Annotated in this window: 14 protein-coding genes; 8 read left to right on the top strand and 6 right to left on the bottom strand. The window is 61.1% G+C overall.

From position 1 onward, the window contains the following. Positions 1-90: 90 nt before the first annotated feature. The 5 genes from ACSQ3F_RS12630 to ACSQ3F_RS12610 all read left to right on the top strand — a co-directional run bounded on the left by ACSQ3F_RS12630 (position 91) and on the right by ACSQ3F_RS12610 (position 6,346). Positions 91-648 carry a tetratricopeptide repeat protein gene (locus tag ACSQ3F_RS12630; RefSeq protein WP_436100529.1) on the top strand — a complete coding sequence of 186 codons (558 nt, stop codon included), beginning with the start codon at positions 91-93 and terminating at the stop codon, positions 646-648. Between the two features lie 195 nt (positions 649-843). Further along, positions 844-1,362: an RNA polymerase sigma factor gene (locus tag ACSQ3F_RS12625; RefSeq protein WP_436100528.1), complete on the top strand. Its 519-nt coding sequence runs from the start codon at positions 844-846 to the stop codon at positions 1,360-1,362. Positions 1,363-1,365: 3 nt separating this feature from the next. Then, positions 1,366-2,199, top strand: coding sequence for an anti-sigma factor family protein (locus ACSQ3F_RS12620; protein WP_436100527.1), 834 nt, complete (start codon positions 1,366-1,368; stop codon positions 2,197-2,199). A 166-nt stretch (positions 2,200-2,365) separates the two neighbouring features. Further along, complete coding sequence (locus ACSQ3F_RS12615; protein ID WP_436100526.1) at positions 2,366-5,650, top strand: adenylate/guanylate cyclase domain-containing protein; 3,285 nt, start codon at positions 2,366-2,368, stop codon at positions 5,648-5,650. Positions 5,651-5,665: 15 nt separating this feature from the next. Beyond that, on the top strand, positions 5,666-6,346 hold the full coding sequence (locus tag ACSQ3F_RS12610) for a peroxiredoxin-like family protein (RefSeq protein ID WP_436100525.1): 681 nt from the start codon (positions 5,666-5,668) through the stop codon (positions 6,344-6,346). Between the two features lie 102 nt (positions 6,347-6,448). Here ACSQ3F_RS12610 and leuA read toward each other — a convergent pair whose 3' ends face one another. Then, positions 6,449-8,158, bottom strand: a complete 1,710-nt coding sequence (leuA, locus tag ACSQ3F_RS12605; protein WP_436100524.1) for a 2-isopropylmalate synthase — start codon at positions 8,156-8,158, stop codon at positions 6,449-6,451. A gap of 372 nt (positions 8,159-8,530) precedes the next feature. On the opposite strand from leuA, the gene ACSQ3F_RS12600 reads away from it, so the two are divergent. Then, positions 8,531-8,809, top strand: coding sequence for a type II toxin-antitoxin system Phd/YefM family antitoxin (locus ACSQ3F_RS12600; RefSeq protein ID WP_436100523.1), 279 nt, complete (start codon positions 8,531-8,533; stop codon positions 8,807-8,809). Next, positions 8,806-9,198, top strand: a complete 393-nt coding sequence (locus ACSQ3F_RS12595) for a type II toxin-antitoxin system VapC family toxin (protein WP_436100522.1) — start codon at positions 8,806-8,808, stop codon at positions 9,196-9,198. The genes ACSQ3F_RS12600 and ACSQ3F_RS12595 overlap by 4 nt, the downstream gene beginning before the upstream one ends. Positions 9,199-9,251: 53 nt before the next feature. Here the strand turns inward: ACSQ3F_RS12595 and ACSQ3F_RS12590 are convergent, their stop codons facing one another. Continuing rightward, positions 9,252-9,836, bottom strand: a complete 585-nt coding sequence (locus tag ACSQ3F_RS12590; protein WP_436100521.1) for an ATP-dependent Clp protease proteolytic subunit — start codon at positions 9,834-9,836, stop codon at positions 9,252-9,254. A gap of 250 nt (positions 9,837-10,086) precedes the next feature. On the opposite strand from ACSQ3F_RS12590, the gene ACSQ3F_RS12585 reads away from it, so the two are divergent. Next, on the top strand, positions 10,087-10,665 hold the full coding sequence (locus tag ACSQ3F_RS12585; RefSeq protein ID WP_436100520.1) for a HupE/UreJ family protein: 579 nt from the start codon (positions 10,087-10,089) through the stop codon (positions 10,663-10,665). Positions 10,666-10,719: 54 nt separating this feature from the next. Here ACSQ3F_RS12585 and queF read toward each other — a convergent pair whose 3' ends face one another. From queF to ACSQ3F_RS12565, 4 genes are all read right to left on the bottom strand, one after another. Further along, positions 10,720-11,184, bottom strand: coding sequence for a preQ(1) synthase (gene queF, locus ACSQ3F_RS12580; protein WP_436100519.1), 465 nt, complete (start codon positions 11,182-11,184; stop codon positions 10,720-10,722). Continuing rightward, positions 11,181-12,101, bottom strand: coding sequence for a cation diffusion facilitator family transporter (locus ACSQ3F_RS12575; protein WP_436100518.1), 921 nt, complete (start codon positions 12,099-12,101; stop codon positions 11,181-11,183). Before ACSQ3F_RS12575 ends, queF begins: the two co-directional genes overlap by 4 nt. 205 nt (positions 12,102-12,306) lie before the next feature. Beyond that, on the bottom strand, positions 12,307-14,496 hold the full coding sequence (locus ACSQ3F_RS12570; RefSeq protein ID WP_436100517.1) for an anthranilate synthase: 2,190 nt from the start codon (positions 14,494-14,496) through the stop codon (positions 12,307-12,309). Positions 14,497-14,765: 269 nt separating this feature from the next. Then, positions 14,766-16,955, bottom strand: a complete 2,190-nt coding sequence (locus ACSQ3F_RS12565; protein WP_436100516.1) for a TonB-dependent hemoglobin/transferrin/lactoferrin family receptor — start codon at positions 16,953-16,955, stop codon at positions 14,766-14,768. Positions 16,956-17,173 lie beyond the last annotated feature (218 nt).

Below are 17,173 nucleotides of genomic sequence, written 5' to 3'. Positions count from 1 at the left end.
TCACATAGGACTGACCGGAAGACAGGACCGCTGGCGCCATTAATGACGCCGTGCAATCCGGTTTTCCGGGAGCAGTTTCAAAGCCAGGAGATGACCATGATCAATCGCAAGACCGCACTGATTGCCCTGTTTTCTGCCGTTTCCGCCTTTGCCCTTGGCCAAACGGCCTGGGCTGCGGGTGAAGACACCACGAGCCCGCCGGAAAAGACCCAGACCTCCACGGAATGCAAGGACGGAAAGGTCTGGGACGAGGAAAAGAAGGAATGCGTCGATGCCAAGAAAAGCGGGCTTGACGACAACATCCTGTTCAAGGCGGCGCGCGAACTTGCCTATGCCGGTCAGTATGAAAACGCGCTGAAGGTTCTCGACGCCGTCAAGGATCAGAACAGCGCCCGCGTTCTCAACTATCGTGGCTATTCCAACCGCAAGGCGGGCCGCATGGAACTCGGCATGAGCTATTACAAGCGGGCGCTGCAGGCCGACGAAAACTACATCCTTGCCCGCTCCTATATGGGCCAGGCTCTGGTGGAACTGGGACAGATCGAAGAAGCAAAGGCGCAGTTGATCGAGATCCGCGACCGCGGCGGTGAAGGCACATGGGCCTACCGTGCCCTCTTGGAAACGCTGGGCGGCGTCCGTCACTACTGATCGCGCTCCGGCCGGGCGGCCTGGTTGCCCGGCCTTTCATCTGGCATTGGGAAAATGCCTTTGAAGCGGCAAAATATGCGCTCCCTGACGGCTGCCGACTTGCAGACCATGGGTCAAATGTTTCATATCAACCGGCGTGTATTTTCGACCCGGAACGAATAAAATCCCGTTCCGGAACGTTTCTTTGGAAGAGCAATGCGTCCAGCGGCAGATTCGAACGAATTCAGAAGGGACTTGGTCAGTGTTCTGCCCAAGTTGCGCCGTTTCGCAATGACACTGACGCGCAATGCCGCCGATGCCGACGACCTGGTTCAGGAGGTCTGCGAGCGGGCGATCACCCGCAACCACCTTTGGAACGGTGAAGGGCGGCTTGAAAGCTGGATATACGCAATGACCCGCAATCTCTGGATCGACGAAATCAGGAAGCGCAAGGTCCGCACCGGCGGCGGCACGGTCGATGCCTCCGAGCAGGACGAGTTGTCGATCGAGGCATCCGGCGAAAAGGCCGTTTACGCCAATCAGTTGCACAAGATGATTCTGTCCATGCCGGAAGGGTTGGCGAGCGTCTTCGTGCTGGTGAATGTCGAAGGACATAGCTACCGCGAGGCCGCCGATATTTTGAAGATCCCGATCGGGACGGTGATGAGCAGGCTTTCGACAGCACGCATGCGTCTAGCCGCAATGATTACAGAGACGACGGAAAGGAGGGCCTGAACGTTGCAAAGCACGAAAGGGCTCGCGCTCGAAGTTCGTCTGTCGGCCTATCTCGACGGCGAAGTAAGCGAAGCGGAACGCAAGGAACTGGAACAACTGGTGGCGCGCGACGACGAAGCGCGGCTGCTGCTCGAAATGCTGAAAGCCGGAAATGCCTTCGGCAACAAGGCGTTCGAGGAATTTCTGCACGATCCGGTTCCGCTGTCGCTGGTACGTCGGATCAAGCAGGGCCCGGGCGTCAATCCGAAAGCCGAGCGCGTCGTCAACGCCGCACCGCGCCAGGCGAAGGTCCGGCTCTGGCCGCGCGCGCTTGCCGCGTCGATCGCCTTGCTGCTCGTCGGCAGCTCGACCGGCTACCTTATCGGCAGGACCAGTCATGACAGCGCACCGTCGATGAACATGGCTGCGGCCCGTACCTGGCTCGACGACATCGCCGACTATCACCGCATTTATTCGCGGCAGACGGCAGAACATCTGGTCGAAGTTCCGGCCTCGGGCGATGCCAGGATCGAGAGCTGGCTTGCATCGAGCGTCGGCGTAAATTTCTCCCTGCCGGACTTGAGCGCGCGCGGCCTGACCTTCGAAGGCGCCCGACTGCTCGTCGCAGGTGGAAAGCCGGTGGCGCAGCTGATGTACAAGAACGAGGACGGCGACGTTTTCGCCATCTGTTTCCTGAAAGGCAAACCCGGCACACCCGAGGGCAAGATGACGGAAAGCATACGCGACGATATAGCGATGATTTCCTGGCAGAAGGGTGGCGCGTCCTATGTGGTCGTTGGCCCCTCGGCCGACGCCAACCTGCAGCAGCTCGCCGATACTGTTTCGACAACGATCTGACGGCATCACAGACATCACCGCCGCATGAGTACCGGATACCACCTCCGGATGGTGAGCGGGGTTCCCGCTTGCCACCCCCTGGGATCGGGTCCATTATCTGTCGCCGTAGGGGCTGCCGCCACGCTCAAGGGAGCCCGTTGGCGAATGGCTCTTGAGGCGTGCGGCGATGAACTGCGTTCAATGCGGTTGTGAACTCCGAACCGGATTTGCCTTTTGCCCGAACTGTGGAGCAAAGCAGCCGAGACCTTGCCCTGAATGCGGCTATCTCTGCCTGCCGGATTTTGCCTTCTGCCCGCAATGTGGCACGGAAGTCTCCGCCCGGCCGGCAATGGATAAACCGCGGCAGTCCCATTCCCACCCGTCACCGGTAGCCGCCGCGGTCGCGGAATCCTTGCCGGAGCCAGCGGCAGCCGACCAGCACGCCGATGCCGACCGGCGCACCGTTACAGTGCTCTTCGCCGATCTTTGCAATTTCACCACGCTGAGCGAGCAGACCGACCCGGAACTGCTCCAGACACTGCAGAACGAGCTGTTCGAGGAACTGACTGGCGCGGTAGAGACGTTTGGCGGGTTTGTCGACAAGTTTATCGGCGATGCTCTGCTTGCCCTGTTCGGCGCGCCGCAGGCGCATGAAGACGACCCTGAACGGGCATTGCACAGCGCGCTCGAAATGACCTGCCGGGTGGCGCGCATCGCCGAACGGTGGCGCACCCGCGTCAGCCTGCCGCTTGCCCTGCATATCGGCGTGAACACCGGGCCGGTGGTTGCCGGGGGCCTGGGTGCCGGCAATATCAAGGCCTATTCGGTGACGGGCGATACCGTGAACACCGCGCAGCGTCTGCAATCAATGGCGGAACCGGGCGACATCCTCGTCGGCCCCGTTACCCACCGCCTCACCCGGCATGCCTTTTCCTTCAGCTCGCTCGGCACGCTGCCATTGCGCGGCAAGGCCGAGGGCGTGCTGGTGCATCGGCTGACCGGCCGCATCGAGGCCGCGGCCAGTCCGCGCGGGCTGTCCACACTCGGGCTCAGCGCGCCGATGGTCGGTCGCGATGCGGAGTTCGGCAGCCTGCTGCGCTGCCTCGATGCCGCTTGCGCAGGGGTTACGCAATTCGTCCGTCTGACAGGTGAAGCCGGCGCCGGCAAGACGCGCCTGGTCACCGAATTCCTTGGCAGGGTGCGCAGCGAATCCCGTTTTGCCGGTGTTGTCGTGCGCCAGGCGGCATGCTCTTCTTTCGGCGAGCCATCATACGGCACACTCGCCGCCATCGTGCGTTGCGCCTACGAGATCGGTACGAACGACAGCACGGACGACGCGCGCCGCCAACTCGCGAGCGGCCTCGACGCGCTCGACCTGGCGGCCGCGGACAGGGAACGGCTGATACCGCTCTTCCTCTATATTCTCGGCTTCGGCGATCCCGGCGGCGTGCTCAAACACCTCGAACCGGAGCAACTGCGGCGGCAGATTTTCTACGCCATCCGCACCATCCTCGAGCGCCGGCTCGAACGGGCGCCGCTGCTTCTGGTGATCGAAGACCTGCATTGGGCCGACGCCGCCTCCCTTGAGACCTTGCGTTTTGCCATGGACCGGCTGGAGCGCAACCGGCTGATGCTGCTGACGACCCATAGGCCCGCATTCGAAACGGACAGGCTGAATTCTGCCAAGGCCAGCCTGACGATGCTGCGCCTCTCTCCGCTATCCTCCGCCGACGGACATGACCTGCTTTCCGCCCTCTTCGGCGCGGGCGGACTGCCGGCACGGCTCTGCGACCGGATCGTCGAGCGTGCCGGCGGAAACCCCCTGTTTATCGAGGAGATCGTGCGCAGCCTGATCGAAGTCGGCGGATTGCGGCGCAGCGGCGCACGCTGGGAAGTAACCGCCGAGGCGGCCACCGCCGACATTCCCCTCAACGTTCAGGCGATCATGCTGGCAAGGATCGACCGGCTGCCGCCGCCTATGCGCAAGCTCGCCCAGACGGCAGCGGTCATCGGCCCGCGCTTCGATACGTCGGTCCTTGAAGCCGTCTTCGCCGATTCGGCCGAGATCGAGACAGGTCTCGATCAGCTGTGCGAAGCGGAAATCATCGAGGAGGTGGCCGGCGGGACCCCGACGTCGGCGCCCTCCTATGGCTTTCGCCAGACGATGCTCCATGCGTTGGTCTATGACAACCTGCTCTTGAAGCGGCGCACCGAATTGCACGGCCTCATCGGCGAGACCCTCGAACGGCGATATGGCACGGATCCGGACCGGCTTGAGGATCTCGCCCTGCTCGGCCATCACTTCGGCCGTTCCGCGCAGAAACCGAAAGGGGCCACCTATCTGATGGCCGCCGGCGACCGAGCGCGCATGGCCTATGCCAATGACGACGCGCTCCGCTTCTACCGCGGGGCGCTTGACGCGCTTAACGATCGTAGTGACGGCGCCTGGCTCGTACCATGCGAGCGGATTGCAGATCTTTGCGGGCCGGCGGGCCAACGCGACAGGGCGATGGAATTTTACGGCACCGCGCTCAAGGCCCACCAGGACGCGGGCGATCACACGGCGGCGGCGCGGATATCACGCAAACTCGGCCGGCTGCTCTTCGATTCCGGCAATCGCGAGGCTGCGCGCAGCCGTTTTGCCGAGGCCGCGGCATTGCTGGAGGGCGCAAACGCCCCTATCGAACAGGCGCATCTGTTACAGGAACAGGGTCACCTCGCCTTCCGCACCGGTGACTATGCCAGCGCCATCAAATGGGCTGACGAGGCATTGCGCTGCGCCGAACGGCTGCCGCCGCAACAGGACAGTGGGGAAACAACAAACGAAGCCACGCTGGCGATCGCGCATGCGCTCAATACCAAAGGGACGGCGCTCGCGCGGCTCGGAAAGACAAGGGAGGCCGTCACCGAAGTCGAGCGCAGCGTCGAGGCAGCACTCCGCTGCGGCCAGCTCAATGCCGCCTGTCGCGGATATACCAATCTCGGCGTGCTCTACACGATCATCGATCCAGCGCTCGCCATCGAGATTTGCGCACGCGGCTACGAGATGGCGAAACGGATCGGCGATTTCGGCTTCCAGGCGCGACTGCTGACGAACATCGCCGTCGCTTACTGCACCTTCACCGATCGCTGCGCGCGAGAGGGCATGCCAGCGGTTCACAAGGCGCTGGCGATCGACCGGGCGCTCGACCAGCGGGACCATCTGCCGGTGCCGCTCTTGGTGCTCGCGCAGATCTACCAGTGCCACGGCCAGCCGGACCTTGCCCGGCGCCATTACATTGAGGCCCTCGAGGCCGCTCGTGACACCGGAGAGGCGCAATTGCTCTTTCCGTGCTATGATGGCCTGGCAACGCTCAGCCTCGACGCCAACGACATGGAAGAGGCGGAACGCTACTTCGATTTGGCGCAGGATATCTGCGCTCGGCACGATATCGACCCCAAAACACTGGTGATACTGCCGTTTCTTGATTAGCGGAGGAAATCAGCAATGGAGCAACACGATAGCCAAGGCCCGTTGAAACCCGGCGACCGCGCACCGAATGTGGTGCTTGACGCAATCACCCGCGGTGGCAAGATCGCCATCGACGACTTTCGTGGCCGCAAGCCCGTCCTGGTGGGATTGTTTCGCGGCCTGCACTGCCCGTTCTGCCGCCGCCAGATCGCGGCGATGGCCGAACTGGAGACACCCCTGCGCGACCAGGGCATCGACAGCCTGACGGTCGTCAACACGCCGATCGAGCGTGCACGGCTCTATCTCCGATACCATCCCATACCGAATCTGCTCGCGGCGTCCGATCCGGAGCGCGTTTCACACCGCGCCTTCGGCCTGCCCAATCTCGAATTCACCGAGAACGACGACCAATGGCCGTACAAGCTCAGCATGGGCACGATCATGAAGATGCACATTGACCTGCCCGGCGAGTTGCCCGAGCCGATGGACCCGATGACCGCGAGCGACTTTCTCGACAAGTTGGACGGGTACGAAGTGATGGATGCCGACCTTCAGATGATGGCCGACGGACAAGGCCAATTAGCAGGCGAGTTCCTGCTCGACAGGGATGGCATCGTTCGCTGGTGCTTCACCGAAGTCCCCGGCGGCGGACGCCAGCTCTTCGCCAGCCCGAACCGGCAGGAACTGATGTCCACCGCCGCGCAGCTTGCCGCATAGAGCGGAAGCCCCCGGCGACACAATTTCGCGCGCCCGAAGGGGCGCGCGTTGCATTGAAGCTCTGGTTTCGATCAGTGCAAAAGACCAGCTTTGGTTTAGCAACTACCGCGCTTTCTGCTCCAGCACCCGGTTTGCGGCGGAGACTATGGCCTCGAGAGAGGCGGCAACGATGTTGGTGTTGATCCCGACACCGAAGAGTTTGCCGCCCGGATATTCCACTTCAACATAGGCGATCGCCGCGGCGTTCGAGCCGTGCTGCAGCGAATGCTCGGAATAATCGGCAACCGACATCTCGACGCCGAGGTAGATCGACAGCGCATTGATGAAACCGTCGATCGGCCCCGTGCCCTTGCCTTCGATCCGTTTTGTTTCGCCGTTGTCGGTGATTTCAGCCGCCACCACCCGCACGCCCTTATGCTCGCCGACCGGATAGGTGTGGTGGTCGACGAAGCGGATGCGGGCGCCGGGCTGATCGACGTAACGCTCGATGAAGCGTGCGTGAATCGCCTTCGACGGCAGTTCCTTGCCGTGTTCGTCGGTGATGCGCTGGATATCCTCGCGGAATTCGACCTGCAGGTTGCGTGGCAGGTTGATGCCGTAATCCTCCTGCAGGATATAGGCGATGCCGCCCTTGCCCGACTGCGAGTTGATGCGGATGATCGCCTCGTAGGAGCGGCCGACATCCTGCGGATCGATCGGCAGGTAGGGCACCTCCCACAGCGGCTTGTTGGCGACCTTGATCGCCTTCATGCCCTTGTTGATCGCATCCTGGTGCGAGCCTGAAAAGGCCGTGTAGACCAGTTCGCCGACGTAAGGATGGCGCTCCGGAATGGTCATCTGGTTGGAATATTCGTAGACGTCCTTGATCCGCTCGATGTCCGAGCAGTCCAGCTCAGGATCGATCCCCTGCGTGAACATGTTCAGCGCCAGCGTCACCACGTCGACGTTGCCGGTGCGCTCGCCATTGCCGAACAGCGTGCCTTCGACGCGGTCGGCGCCGGCCATCAGGCCGAGCTCGGTGGCCGCGATGCCGGTGCCGCGGTCGTTGTGCGGATGCAAGGAGATGATCAGGTTTTCGCGGTTGTCGAGGTTGCGGCACATCCATTCGATCTGGTCGGCATAGATGTTCGGCGTCGCCATTTCGACGGTCGAGGGCAGATTGAGGATCAGCTTGTTCTCCGCCGTCGGCCGCATGATCTCGGTCACCGCATTGCAGATTTCCAATGCGACTTCCAGCTCGGTGCCGGTGAAGCTTTCCGGCGAATATTCGAAGCGGAATCCGCCCCCTGCCTTGGCGGCCATGTCCGTGATCATCTTGGCGGCATCGGTCGCGATCTGCTTGACGCCCTTGACGTCCTTGCCGAACACCACGCGGCGCTGCAATTCGCTGGTGGAATTGTAGAAATGCACGATCGGCTTGTTGGCGCCCTGCAGCGCCTCAAAGGTACGAGTGATCAGTTCAGGCCGGCACTGGACCAGGACCTGCAGCGACACGTCGGCTGGAACGTTGCCTTCCTCGACGCACCAGCGGGCGAAGTCGAAATCCGTCTGCGAGGCGGAGGGGAAACCGATCTCGATTTCCTTGAAGCCCATGTCGAGCAAGACCTGGAACATGCGGGCCTTGCGGTCGTGGCCCATCGGATCGACCAGCGACTGGTTGCCATCGCGCAGGTCGACCGAACACCAGATCGGCGCCTTGGTGATGGTCTTGCCCGGCCAGGTGCGGTCGGGAATGTTGATCTGCGGATAGGGCTGATACTTGACGGCAGCCTCGGGCATGCCCTGCTTGACGGTGTGGGATTTCATGATCATTGCGGCTTCTCTTCATGTCTGAGGCGCATTTCCCGCATGCAATAACCGATCGTGGATCGCTTTGCGATGGCAAATGCTGGCTCTTCGGGTTCTTTTTGTCTGCTATTCAGGGAAGGCAAGGAGCTGGGGCCGGTGGGCTTTCGGCCACCGGGCGCTCCTTCAAAGAACCCGGCAACCGCGTGTAAGGCCGAGAAGAAGAAGCGAGGTGAAGGCGCGCGAACGGTCCGCAAAGGCGATGTGCCCGCGGGAAACCTGTTCGATGATTTCAGCACCTGTGTTCGACATGAAGCGGTGTATAACCGCAGATGAGCGGAAGGGCAAGCGCAGATCGCCTTCATTGAAAATGTGGCCACTTGCAGCTACATTATCCTCATGACCCAGGTATCGATCCGCGAAGCCAAGAACAAGCTGACCGAACTCGCCCGCCGCGTCGAGGCAGGAGAGACGATCACGGTGACCCGCAACGGCAAGCCGGTGATGGAGCTTGTGCCGGCGAAGAAGAAGGGCGGGATCAATTGGGAGGGCTTTGAAGCCTTCAAGAAGGAGCGCGGGATAACGCAGTTCGTTACCTACGTCTCACCGGACTTCGATGATCCACTTCCGGAAGATTTTCTGATCACACCGCTCCCGCCTTTCAAGAATGAGCCATGAAGCTCCTGCTCGACACCCACATATTCATCGCTTTTCTGAACAAGCAAATGGACCAGCTTCCGTCCAAAATCGGCAATGTTTTGTCGGACAATTCGCCCGAGCTGCATGTGAGCGTCGCGACCTTTTGGGAGATGGCCATAAAGTGGCGCCTCGGAAAACTGGATTTCGGGACGACGCTCGAAAATCTACCAGATGCCGCCACGCGCGGGGATATCGAGATTTTGCCGATCAACGAACACCACGCGGTTGCCTATGCCGAGCCCGAGCCGCCGACGCGCGATCCGTTCGACCGGCTGCTGCTTGCCCAATGTGCGGTCGAAGACATGAAGCTGGTCACGATCGATGCCGCCCTCTCCGGTCATCCCCTTTCCGCCACTTCGGGCTCATAAAAAACCCCGCCGGAAGACCAGCGGGGTCGAAAAGCTTTGAAAGACTATCGTCGTCAGATATCGGCCTGGGACGTGATGATCCGCGAAACGAGGCCGTAGGACTTGGCTTCCTCGGCAGACAGCCAGTAGTCGCGGTCGGTGTCCTTGGTGATCTTTTCGATCGGCTGACCGGTGGCTTCGGAGAAGATCCTGTTCAGGCGGTCGTTCATCTTGAGGATTTCCCGGGCCTGGATCTCGATGTCGGACGCCATGCCGCGTGTGCCGCCGGACGGTTGGTGCAGCAAGAAGCGCGTGTTCGGCAGGCAGATACGCCGCTCCTTCGGAGCCGCGACGTAGATCAGCGCACCGGCGGAAGCGACCCAGCCTGTGCCGATCATCCAGACCTTCGGCTTGATGAACTTGATCATGTCATGGATCGAATCGCCGGATTCGACGTGTCCGCCAGGCGAGTTCACATAGATGCGGATATCCTCGTCACTGGCGGCGGCAAGCGCCACGAGTTGCGAGCAAACCTTCTGCGCCAGTTCCTGATTGATCGCGCCGTAGATGAAAATCGAGCGCGACTTGAAAAGGTTCGCCTCTGTCTCCTTGCCCAAAGGCAGCTCCGTCTTCTTGTCGTCGTCGTCTTCGTCGTTCATGCGAACTCTCCCGCGAAATAAAATCTGTGTTGTCCTGCCGCTGTCAGATAAGGCGACTCGACTGCGAAAACAATGCAACAAAAGCGGATGGGTATGAAAGCGCAATCAGCAGCGCATTGCGGCTATGGTAAAGATGAGAGGTAAGGCAAATGCCTTATGGACAGGAGATCATTGCGAAATAAGATGCGGTGTCACGAATTCGCATCCGGCGGGGCTGCCTCCCACACTCCGCCCTCCAGTGGGGATCACAATGAAAAGACGCCTTCTTCTTGCCGCTTTGGCCTTCGCCGCTTCGACCGTTCCCGCCTTCGCCCATCTCGATCCGGCCGAGCACGGTTCGCTGATGGCAGGGTTCACCCATCCGCTTTCGGGCCTCGACCATATCCTCGTGATGATCGCGGTCGGCCTCTGGGCGGCGCAGATCGGCGGGCGCGCCCTCTGGGCTGTTCCAGCCGCGTTTGTCGGCACGATGGCCTTCGGCTTTGGACTGGCGACGGCTGGCATTCATCTGCCCTTCGTCGAGCCTGCCATCCTAGCTTCGCTCGTCGCGCTCGGTCTTCTGGTCGCCATGGCCGTACGTTTGCAGACGGCCGCCTGCGTCGCCGTCGTCGGCGTCTTCGCGCTGTTCCACGGCTATGCCCATGGCGGCGAACTGGGAGCCGCCGACGCCCTACCCTTCAGCACCGGTTTCGTCATTGCAACGACGCTCCTGCATGTCGCTGGCATCGGCCTTGGTCTCGGCATCGGCCGCCTGTCTTCCGGCCTGATGATTTCGCGCCTTCTCGGCGGCCTGACAGTGTTTGCCGGCCTTGCGCTGATCCTCAACTGATCTCCAGCTTCCAAAAAAAATGAACGGCGGGCCAAAAGCCCGCCGTTTTCATTTTCAGCCACGGCCGCGATAGGGCTGGACGCCCTGATCAGGCAGCCAGATGCCTTCCGGCGGCTTGCCCGTCTGCCAGAAGACATCGATCGGAATGCCGCCGCGCGGATACCAATAGGCCCCGATTCTCAGCCACTTCGGATCGAGCAACTCGACGATGCGCTTGGCGATATAGATCGAGCAGTCCTCATGAAAGGCACCGTGGTTGCGGAACGAGTGCAGGAACAGCTTCAGCGACTTCGATTCCACCAGCCAATCGCCCGGCAGATAGTCGATGACGATATGAGCGAAATCCGGCTGCCCGGTCATGGGGCACAGCGAGGTGAATTCCGGCGCAGTGAAGCGCACGACGAAATCCGTGCCGGCATTGCCGTTCGGCACGCGCTCCAACACAGCCTCTTCCGGGCTTTGCGGCGCCGCAACGTTCTGTCCGAGCTGCGACAGGCCTGATACATCGGTTTTCGTCATTTTTTCATTCCTTCAACAACCTTGACCCTGATTCCATGGGCCTTTTCGCCTTCCGGCTCGACATGGATGGTGATCTTCGCACCTTGGTAGACCGCGCGGATCGAGTCCTCCAGGCGATCGCAGATGTCGTGCGCATCGCCGACGGGCATCGTGGCCGGAACCACCATGTGAAATTCGACGAAGATCGCCGGCCCCGCCTGCCGCGTCTTCAGATCATGCACGCCGAGCGAACCGGCCGCATGAGTCGCGATCGCCTGCTTGATGGCGGCCTCTTCCTCCTCGGATGCCGCCCTGTCCATCAGGCCGTCGATCGAGCGCGCGATCACCTTCCAGCCCTGATAGAGAATGTTGCAGGCGACGACGACGGCGAGCAGCGGGTCAAGCACCGCATAGCCGCTGACGATGGCCAGCACAAGGCCGACCAGCACACCCGCCGAGGTCACGACATCGGACATGATATGATGTCCGTCCGCGGACAAGGCGGGCGAGCGATAGGCTGTTCCGGCACGGATCAGGGCATAGGCCCATATAGCATTGATGATGCCGGCCAACAAATTAATCGCCAGACCGAGCGCGGGCGTTTCCGGCAGCCTTGGTGACAGAATTGCCGGTATGGCTTCAAAGACGATCAGCAGCGCGGCGACGACGATCAGTACGCCCTCGATGACCGCCGAGAAATATTCCGCCTTGTGGTGACCGAAGGGATGGCTCGCGTCTGCCGGCTTTGCGGCATAGCCGATCACGGCGAAGGCGACGATGGCTGCCACCACATTGACGATCGATTCCAGCCCGTCGGAGAGCAGCGCCACCGAGCCTGTGAGCCACCAGGCGAGCATCTTCAACCCCAGCACGGCGAGCGAGATCGGGATGCCCCAGAACGCCAGGCGCTGTGCTGCCGCCGCGTCTTGCCTCACCATCGTCTTCTCCTTGCACATGCGAACGAATTGCAGAAATCAGGAACCTAGAACGCCGAAACCGCTGAAGCGGCGAGGAGCGCTTCAGCGGTTTCGGATAGCGTGCATATGGGTCAAAGCTGCAGTTTTGTCAAAGCCGTGGGAGGCGACAACCCGCCTAAATCGCTTTAAAGCTGACGATCACTTCCCACCGACGAGCATGCACCTACTACGCAGCCTTGATCTTGGCCCGCTTGACAAGATGCGCCACCACGTTCTCGATCATCCGCATGCCCGCATCGCCACCAAGCGTCATGATCGATTCCGGGTGGAACTGCACGGCGGCGATCGGCTCCTTCATGTGCTCGATGCCCATGATCGTGCCGTCGTCGCTCTCGGCCGTGATCATGAATTCGCGCGGCAGCGTCGACGGATCGGCGAAAATCGAGTGATAACGGCCGACCGTCACTTCCTTGCCAAGGCCGGAGAAGACGATGCCGGGCTCCAGCACGCGGATGCGCGACGGCTTGCCGTGCATCGGGATGGCGAGCTGGCGCAGATCGCCGCCATAGGCTTCAGCCAGCGCCTGCAGACCGAGGCAGACACCGAAGATCGGCAGGTCGCGGGCACGAGCCTTCTTGATCGTTGCCTTGCAATCGAAATCCTTCGGCATGCCGGGACCGGGCGACAGCACGATGAGATCCGGCTTCACCCGGTCGAAGATTTCATCGACCACGGGCGAGCGCACGGTGGTGACTGTCGCGCCCGTCTGGCGGAAATAGTTCGCCAGCGTGTGGACGAATGAGTCCTCGTGATCGACGAGCAGGATGTTGACACCGGTACCGACGGAGGCGACGTCGCGGCCGGCGCCGCGGGTGTTGGCGGATTTTGCGTCGCGGATCGCTGCGATCATGGCGGAGGCCTTCAGTTCGGTTTCGGCTTCTTCTTCTTCCGGATTGCTGTCGTTGAGCAATGTGGCACCGGCGCGCACCTCGGCAATGCCGTCCTTGATACGGATGGTGCGCAGGGTGAGACCCGTGTTCATGTCGCCGTTGAAGCCGACCATGCCGATGGCCCCGCCGTACCAGGCACGCGGGCTCTTTTCATGGGCTTCGATGAAGCGCATCGCCCAGAGCTTCGGGGCACCGGTGACGGTAACGGCCCAGGCGTGGCTGAGGAAGCCGTCGAAAGCATCCATGTCGTCACGCAGGCGGCCTTCGATATGGTCGACCGTGTGGATGAGGCGGGAGTACATCTCGATCTGGCGGCGGCCGATGACCTTGACGGAACCGGGCACGCAAACGCGGCTCTTGTCGTTGCGGTCGACGTCAGAGCACATGGTCAGCTCGGACTCGTCCTTCTTTGAGTTCAACAGCTTGAGAATCTGCTCGCTATCGGCAATCGGGTCGTCGCCGCGCTTGATCGTGCCGGAAATCGGGCAGGTCTCGATCCGGCGGCCGGACACACGCACGAACATTTCCGGCGAGGCGCCGACGAGATATTCCTGGTTTCCGAGATTGATGAAGAAGGAATAAGGCGACGGATTGATCGCCTTCAGGCGGTTGGAGATTTCCGAAGGCTTGCTCTCGCAACGCTCGAAGAACTTTTGGCCCGGCACAACCTCGAACAGGTCGCCGCGCCGAAAACTTTCCTTGGCCTTGACGACAAGCTCGGCATATTCGCCTGGACGGTGATCACCATGCGGCGGGATGCTGTCGATAGTTTGGAACGGCTCGGCCAAGATATCGCCGGCCTTGCCTTCCGTGGTCTTGCCGTCCTTGGCGAAATCATAGCGGTCGATCCAGGCCTTGGCGGCATAGTGGTCGACGACGAGGATTTCGTCGGGCAGGAACAGCACCATGTCGCGCTGGTCGTCGGGGCGCTTCAGCTTCAGCTCGATCGCGTCGAACTGGAAGGCGAGATCGTAACCGAAGGCGCCGTAGAGGCCGAGGCTCGAATCTTCCTGCGAATAGAACAGGCCGGTGATGGCGCGCAGCACAGTGAACACCGTCGGGATCTTCGAGCGCTCTTCTTCCGTGAAGACCCGGTCCGGCGCGTTGATCGTCAGATCGAGACGGCGGCTCGTGGAGGCTCCGAGCGTGATGTCGGCGATCCCGGCAAGATGCCCGGAGATCATCGACAGGAGCGCTTCGCCGCGCTCGTTATAGGCTTCGATCCAGAGCGAACGGCCGAAGGAGGAAATGGCAAGCGGCGGATCGATGATCGCCGTGTCCCAGCGGGTATAACGACCCGGATATTCATAGTTGGAGGAAAACACAGCACCCCGGCGTTCGTCGAGCCGGTCGACATAGCTCGCGATCGCCTCGCCATAGGGCGCCTCGCGCCGCCGGCGGGTGACGGAAATGCCGCCCTTGGTGGTATAGGCTTCCGCACCGTCTTCAAGAATTGTCGTCGCCATTTTTCGCTCCGTTCAGGCCCGTCATTCCCCCGCGGCCCGAATACAAAAAAAGCCGCCTCGAAACTTCCGGGCGGCTTATCGTCTCAATCACGCATGACTGGTCAAGGCCGCTTCAGCGAGCCCACCACCAGATCGAAAGGATGCGTGCCTGTATCATGGTGAAATTGTTAGCGTGAGATGTTGGATTGCGCAAGCGGGGAGCGGCGGAAAAAATAAGCGCGCGAGGGCGGCGCCGATGGCGCCGCCCTCTAACGAGACAAGCTCGCCGCTCAAAATTTCTTGGTTACAGAAAGCTTGAAATAACGTCCCGCCTCGGAATAGAGCGCGGTTGCGTTCGACACGTCCTTCACTTCGAGCGCGTCGTAATATTCCTTGTCGAACAGGTTATAGACGCCGCCCTGAATTCTAAGCCCCTCGACCTGTTCCGGTTCCCACCAGCCGGTGAGGTTGACGACACCATAGCCGGCCGGCTTGGTGCTTGCCGCAGAGTCGTCGTCCACCGCTGCCGCCGCAACAAGGCTCAGATCGGTACCCCAGAACTCGGTATTGTATCCGCCACCGACAATCGCCTTGACGGGCGGAACGGACGCGAGCAGTTCGTCGGTATCCAGGTCGGTGCCGCGCGCATAGCTTACAGAGGCATGCAGGTCGAAACCGGATGCAAAGGACTTGTGCGCGCGGGCCTCGATACCCGATATCCTGACCCGATCGCGATTGAAATATTCAAAGCTGCCAGAGGCATAGCCTGGTTCTGCGATCGTCTCCGTATCAATGAAATTCTTGTAGCGCGTCGAAAACGCGGTGATGCGCCCCCCAAAGTCATCGTCGCCAAGGTTTGCCCCGGCCTCGAAACCATAGCTCGTTTCGGCTTCGAGATCGGGGTTGCCGATCGACCGATAGAAGGGGGCGTTGTCATAGTTCAGGTAGAGCTGCGAAACGTTCGGCGCCTTGAAGCCGGTCGCGAACTGGGCGAAAAGCTCGACGTCGGGGCTGGCCTGCCAGCCGGCGCGCAGCTTCGGAGAGAGTTGCAGGTCGCTCTGTCCCGCCGGCAGGCCGGCATAGCCGCTGTTGTTCTCGTAGGCCGCGGTTTCCTTCGGATCGTATTTGTACCAGTCGAGGCGCACGCCCGGCGTCAGCGAGAACGGCGTTTCGCCGAGACCGATCCGGTCCTCGACATAGGCGCCGAACTTCAGCGAATTCGTCTCCGGCATATCGGCCTGATTATTGTGATAGTACGCGCAGGACGGTACATAAGTGACGTCGCAGCTATCGTCGCCCGTTTGATACTGGCTCGTCTGCGCGAACTGGAAGTCACCACCGAAGGTAACCTGGTGGCTGAGGAAGCCCGTCTCGAAATCCGAATTGGCGTAGCCCGTGATGCCGACGGACCGCTCTTCATTCGTGCTCATGCGGGTATATGTTCCGACCGGAGCTGTCAGCCGATATCCCGCCGTTCCCTCGATGCGCTCGGTTCGCTGCCAGTACATGGTGGCGAAGGCACTGTCGATCCAGCTGTCGTCCGCGGTCGCCTCATAGCTGTAGTCCGCCGAAAGACGGTCGCGCTTCTTGTCGGAAATCTGATCGTAGTTATCCTGCTGATAGGTCGTGCCCTGCCCCGACATATAGTTGGTCGTGGAATTCTGGTCGTACCGCTCGGCCGTGAAGCCGATCGTGTGGCCACCCTCGAGAGATTGCCTTAGCTTGAAAAGCAGATTTCTGCGATTGTAGTCCATGGGGTCGGCCTCGGTACGGGTGGAGCCGTAACCTCCGACATCGCCGCCAGTCTCTGTCTCATGACCATATTTGTATGAGCTCTGGAACAGGATCGAGGTATTCTCCATCCGCGTGGCAAAGGCACCCACTCCCATCAATGACTGGTCCGACCCGTCATAGGTCAGCTTGGTAATGCCACCAATGCTTTGGCCTTCCTGGATCAGATCTTCCGGCTCCAGCGTCCGCAGGATGACAGCGCCGCCAAGGGCGCCCGATCCGGCGCGGCTTGAATCCGCCCCGCGCAGAATATCCACGGTGGAAAGCGCCGAAAAGTCATAGGTGTCGGTCCCGCCTTGGGAGTTGCGGACACCGTCGGACAGGTAGGGGATCGGGATACCGTCGATTGTCGTCAGGACGCGATCATCCTCGAGCCCGCGAATATTGACGCTCTTGGTGGCGTCCACGAAGCTGACGCCGGGCTCGGTCGTGTTGCCGAGATCGTCGAGATCGTCGATTTCCTTCTTGGCAATCTCGTCAGCGGTCGTTTTCGTGGCGAGCGGCGTATCGGCGACACCGCCGTCGGCATTTCCCTTGACCGAAAGCTTTTTCAGCGCGGTGACATTCTCCTCCCCATCGGACGCGACCGTCCCCGCAGCATCCTGCGCTTGGGAAATCCGAGGGGGCAAAGTGACAGAGAAAAACGCTGCGCACGCCAACAGGGCCGCGCAGTGATGCCGGGTAATCATGGACCAATCCTTTGATAAGTTCACCGGGCTTGCTGCTGAGACATTCTGCTCAAAGGGCTGGCTAGGTATGGACGACGAAGCATCGGGGGCAGCGGGAAGCTGCTGCCTGTTTTCATCGGTTAAAAAACATGACTCTTATTGTCAACAAATAAATGTCATACTTTTGTCAAACTCCTGCATCGCCATCCCGGGCGTGCCGGATTGGCAACGATCCGGCG

It is taken from the genome of Pararhizobium sp. LjRoot238, assembly GCF_964252955.1.
Taxonomy (GTDB): Bacteria; Pseudomonadota; Alphaproteobacteria; order Rhizobiales; family Rhizobiaceae; genus Pararhizobium.
This window is presented reverse-complemented; position numbering and strand designations above follow the sequence as displayed.